The 4675-nt window shown below is 70.9% G+C and carries 6 protein-coding genes and 1 pseudogene; 5 read left to right on the forward strand and 2 right to left on the reverse strand.

Annotated features, from left to right (window positions below; translation table 11 throughout):
* The 3 genes from ACWEN3_RS41790 to ACWEN3_RS41800 form a co-directional block, all read left to right on the forward strand.
* The coding region (locus tag ACWEN3_RS41790) for an MmyB family transcriptional regulator (RefSeq protein WP_452982567.1) at window positions 1-412 on the forward strand (412 nt) is incomplete at its 5' end.
* A gap of 504 nt (window positions 413-916) precedes the next feature.
* Window positions 917-1318 (forward strand): hypothetical protein, encoded by a 402-nt coding sequence (locus ACWEN3_RS41795; protein ID WP_452982570.1) that lies wholly within the window; start codon window positions 917-919, stop codon window positions 1316-1318.
* 70 nt (window positions 1319-1388) lie between these two features.
* The gene (locus ACWEN3_RS41800; protein WP_452982573.1) at window positions 1389-2402 is read left to right on the forward strand and encodes a YihY/virulence factor BrkB family protein; all 1014 of its coding nucleotides are present in this window, start codon (window positions 1389-1391) and stop codon (window positions 2400-2402) included.
* Here the strand turns inward: ACWEN3_RS41800 and ACWEN3_RS41805 are convergent.
* Together ACWEN3_RS41805 and ACWEN3_RS41810 are read right to left on the reverse strand one after the other, a co-directional pair.
* Window positions 2397-2702: pseudogene (locus ACWEN3_RS41805) on the reverse strand (TlpA family protein disulfide reductase); the annotation flags it as partial. The gene ACWEN3_RS41800 and the pseudogene ACWEN3_RS41805 sit on opposite strands and share 6 nt — an antisense overlap.
* A 12-nt stretch (window positions 2703-2714) precedes the next feature.
* Window positions 2715-3809: a YVTN family beta-propeller repeat protein gene (locus ACWEN3_RS41810; protein WP_452982576.1), complete on the reverse strand. Its 1095-nt coding sequence runs from the start codon at window positions 3807-3809 to the stop codon at window positions 2715-2717.
* 277 nt (window positions 3810-4086) lie between these two features.
* On the opposite strand from ACWEN3_RS41810, the gene ACWEN3_RS41815 reads away from it, so the two are divergent.
* Both ACWEN3_RS41815 and ACWEN3_RS41820 read left to right on the forward strand, forming a co-directional pair.
* Window positions 4087-4404 carry a hypothetical protein gene (locus tag ACWEN3_RS41815; protein WP_452982578.1) on the forward strand — a complete coding sequence of 106 codons (318 nt, stop codon included), beginning with the start codon at window positions 4087-4089 and terminating at the stop codon, window positions 4402-4404.
* A 23-nt stretch (window positions 4405-4427) separates the two neighbouring features.
* Window positions 4428-4675 (forward strand): hypothetical protein (locus ACWEN3_RS41820; RefSeq protein ID WP_452982581.1); only part of this gene is annotated, 248 nt, incomplete at its 3' end.

Below are 4675 nucleotides of genomic sequence, written 5' to 3' on the forward strand. Positions count from 1 at the left end.
GGGCAACGGGGGTGGGCCGTACCGCCAGTTCGTGGACGGCGAGCTTCCAGGTCTCGCGGGTCCGGGTCGCGGTGGAGCACAGGGCCAGGTCGAAGGTGATGCCGGTCTCGGTCAGCCCGCCGCCCGCTACCCCGACGACCCCGAGGTGACCGCGCTCGTCCGCGAACTCCGTTCCGGCAGCGAGGAGTTCTCCCGGCTCTGGGCGTCCCACGACGTGGACACCGAACCCACCCTCCGCAAGACCTTCCGGCATCCGCTCGTCGGGCCGGTCACCGTCAACTGCGACGCCCTCGACCTGACCGACCGGGACCAGCAGGTCGTGATCTACACCGCCGTGCCCGGCTCGCCGTCCGAGGAGGCCCTGCGGCTGCTGTCGGTCATCGGCACCCAGCACATGTCCGCACCACGCTGAGGCGCCGCCGCGGCTTCCGTCCCGGCGCTGCCGGGTCGCATGCCGGCCGTCGCCGAGGGCACTCCGGTACGGCATCCAGACGGCACTCTCAGCGGAAGCGGAAGGTGAGTCTCCTGAAACACCACATCAGCCCCGCGATCCGACTCGAACGCGTGGCCGGTAGGGCTGGGTCCGAAGCGACGGATACGGGCCGGCGCCGGCGACCGGTCCTCCGGCCTTCTTCGGCGGCCCGCGAAGGCGGCGCCGCCCGCCGCTCGGGTGAAGATCGTGCCTGCCCGTTTCAGGGCCGGAGCGAAGGGAGACTCCGGACACCGTACGCGGCGCGCCGCCCAGCTCGCGACCGGCCGGTTACTCCCGGCTGCCACCCGCGACCCGCTGTACCCGGAAGCCAGGCGCGACGGCATCCACGGCTGGCACTCCACGATCACACAGGAACTGGCGAGAGCTCCCGGTTCGCGGCGGATCCGCCGAGCCCGCCCCGAGCGCAAGCGGTGGCGAGACACGATGAGGGCATGGAAGCGGAACAAGAAGAGAACCGGGCGGGAGCCGGAGCAGCTCCGTCTGGAGCTGTGCGACCTGTGCGGTGCCACCTTCGCGGAGAGCGAGGCGGTGTGCGGATACGTGCCCGACTCGTCCTCCGCCGGCCCCCGCGCCGGCTGGTTCGACGGTCTCCGGCTCATCACGGCGTGCGGACAGGCCCACTTCGAGGTCCTGCGGGAGATCTACCGGCGCCGCCCGTTCATCGCCGAGGAGCTCTGGGCGACGAAGATCACTCGCGCGCTGACCAGCGGCCCGCCCGTCCTCACCCTCGTGGAGCTCGGCTGCCGGACCGGTCTGCACGCGCCGGAGATCAGGCGCGCCATCGCCTGGCACAACGAACGTCTCGCCTCCCGGGAGGAACCATGATCCCCGCCCGGCCCCGGCGCTCCGCTGCCGTCACCGCACCCACGGCGGCCATCCGGCGCAGGCGTGTGCCGTGACGCTCCACGAGCGCTTCGACAGCTATCAGAGGCGCCACCGCTGGGTGGGCCTGCCGCTCGCCGTCGTGTACAAGTTCTACGACGACCAGGCCATGTACCTCGCGGCCGTCCTCACCTACTACGGCTTCCTCTCCCTGTTCCCGCTGCTCCTCATCCTCGTCGCCGTCCTGAGCACCTTCCTCAGCGACGATCCCACGCTGCGCCAGCGCGTCCTGGACTCGGCGCTGAGCAAGTTCCCCGTCATCGGTGACCAGATCGTCGGCAACATCCACTCCTTCCACGGCAGCGGAGCCGCGCTCGCCGTGGGCATCGCGGGCAGTCTCTACGGCTCACTCGGTGTGGCCCAGGCCGCTCAGTACGCCCTCAACAAGATCTGGGCGGTCCCGCGGCACGCCCGGGCGGACCCGTTCCGTTCACGGCTCAAAGGACTGCTGTTCCTGGTGATCCTGGCACTCGGGCTGTGCGCGTTCACCCTGCTGTCGGTGGCGTCCTCACAGACGTACGTGTTCGGCTCGCGGCTGCGGGGCGGGACCTGGATCGCCGCCACGGTGGCTTCCATTTGTCTCAACACCGCTTTGCTGCTTGTGAGTTACCGTCTGCTGACTCATCGGCACCTCCACTGGCGCGGGCTCGTCGGCGTCTCGCTGGGCGCTGCCTGCGCCTGGCAGGGGCTTCAGTGGGTGGGCACCTACTACGTCAGCCACGTCCTGCGCGGGGCCACGGCCACCTACGGCCTGTTCGGCATCGTCCTCGGGCTGATCGCCTGGCTGTACGTGGGGGCACTCATCTTCCTCACCGCGGCCGAGGTCGGATCCGTACGGCTCCTGAGGCTGTGGCCGCGAAGCCTGCTGACGCCCTTCACGGACCATGTGGTGCTCAGCGCGGGGGACCGTCGCGCCTACCGGTCGTACGCCGCCACCGAGGCGTTCAAGGGCTTCCAGAAGATCCGGGTGCGGTTCGAGGACCCGCCGGGGAACCGGAGCGGGAAACGGCCTGACGACGCCTCATGACGGGGGGTCCGCCAGCAGTTCGGCGACGGACCGATCCAGGTCGGCCGGAGTCACGGCACCGACCGCGAGGACGATTCCCCGCGCGTCGACCAGTACGTTCGTGGGGACGCCGGTGATGCCGAGCGCGGCGGCGTAGTCGCCGGTCTCGTCGAGCAGGATCGGGCCCTCCACGTTCCACACCTCGGCGAAGGTGAGCGCCTCGTCGCGCGCGTGGCGTGTTTCCCACACGTTGATCAGGATGATGTCCAGCCCGGACCGGGCGGTACGGCGGCGCAGTTCCTCGAGAACCGGCGCCTCCGCGTTGCACGGGCCTCACCAGCTCGCGAAGAAGTTGATCACGTACCTCTTCTCCGCCCACTCCCGCGTGGTGCGCACCCGACCGGTCCGGGCGTCGGGCAGAGCGAAGTCCGGGATCCTGCGGCCGACCGCCGGATGCCTCTCGGGACGTACCGGCCCGGGCAGCCAGGGCTCGTCCACCACGGTCAGCGTGCCGCTTCCCGCGTTGGAGACCAGCAGCCGCCCGGACGCCGGGTCGATCTGGCAGTCACCGGGCCCGTGACCGACGATGATCCGGTGCGTCTCCGCCCCGCTGGAGGCGTCCAGGGCGCTGACGGTCCCGGCTCCCCTGTTGCAGACGTACAACCGGCCGCCGTCCGGGGAGACGCACATGCCGACCGGGGCCCGCTCGACCCGCAGTTCGTCCAGCGGACGCCCGGTCGCGAGGGAGAGACGCAACACGGTGCTGTGCAGGGACCCGGCCACGTACAAGTGATCGGCCGTGGGGTTGGCGACGACCTTGCACGGTCCCTCGCCGACGGCCATCAGCCGCAAGGGGCGCAGGGTCTCCGTGTCGAACACGGTCAGCGATCCGGCCATGAAGTTCGCGCAGTACCCGCGGCCCCGCTCGCCGTCCACGGCGATGCTGCCCGCGCCGAGCTCGGCGGGAATCGTGCCGATCACTTCGAGGCGATCGGCGTCGATGGCGGTGATCGTGCCCGCCCCGGTGTTGCCGCAGAAGATCCGCCGCCGCGCCGGGTCGTGTCCGAGCCCCGCCGGGTAGGCGTCCTGGCCGACCGGGAGCTGTGCGACCCGCGCGCCGGTGTCGGCGTCGAGGACGGTGACCGTGTCCGAACGGGCATCGGCCGTGAACAGGCGTCCGCTCACCCGGTCCAGCACGAGCGGGATCGGTTCCCTGCCCACGTCGGCACGCCACACCGGGGCGCAACGGTCCACATCCAGGGCGACGACCGCGTTGTCACGGGAACAGGCCACATAGGCGCGGCGTGCCGGGGCGTCGACGGCCACGGCTTCCGGACCTGCGCCGAGCCGGGGCTCCGCCACCACCCGGTGCGCCCGTGCGATCCGGCAGGCCGGGCCGCTCGACGGCGGATGAGGTTTGCGGGTCATGGACCTTGTGTAGGCATAAGTCACAGAGGTAAAACGCCCGCTTCGATGTTGATCGGAGATCTCGCCCGCCGCGATGCGGTGTGGCCGGCACCGTTCCACGGCGGTGCGCGCCGATCGGCGCCCGCGATTCCGCGGCCGAAGCGGCCCTCACCTGCCCCCGCCGGTGCGACGCTCGCCCGGGTGATACGGGGACGTTTCAGGCATCACGGACCAGGTGACTCCCAGCGGGCAACGGAGTGCCATCGTGGCTTGGCCCTCCCTGCCGGAAGGAGTTCCGATGTCCTCCCAAGCTCAGCCCCCCACACCGCAGGGCATGGAAGACCCCGACAGCTACGAGGCATGGCGGGCTCGTAGCCGACTGGTCCTCACGCCCGTGGCGGCGCCGTCGATCCTGGGTCTGTTCGGTTTCGGCGCGGCAACCTTCACGGTCGCCTCCAACCTGGCCGAGTGGTGGGACAACTCGCTCACCTCCCCGGTCGTCCTGGCACCGTTCGCCCAGTTCCTGGCCGGCATGTGGGCGTACCGCGCTCGTGACGGCCTCGCGACGGCGATGCACGGCATCTGGGGAGCTTCTGGCTCAGCTGGGGCCTGCTGACCCTGCTGGCCGCCTCCGGCGCGCTGCCACCGCAGTTGCTCGCCAGTCAGGCCATGGGCTTCTGGTTCATCGCGCTCGGTGTGATCACCCTGTTCGGCGCGCTGGGCGCGCTCGCCCAGAACATCGGCCTGTTCCTGGTGCTCATACTGCTCACCGCCGGCTCCGGCCTGCTGGCCGCGGCCCGGATCGGCGCCCTCCACGGCGTCCGTATCGCCGCCGGCTGGGTGCTCGTCGCTTCGAGTGCCGCCGCCTTCTACGTCGCCGGTTCGTC

It is taken from the genome of Streptomyces sp. NPDC004561 (assembly GCF_053602155.1).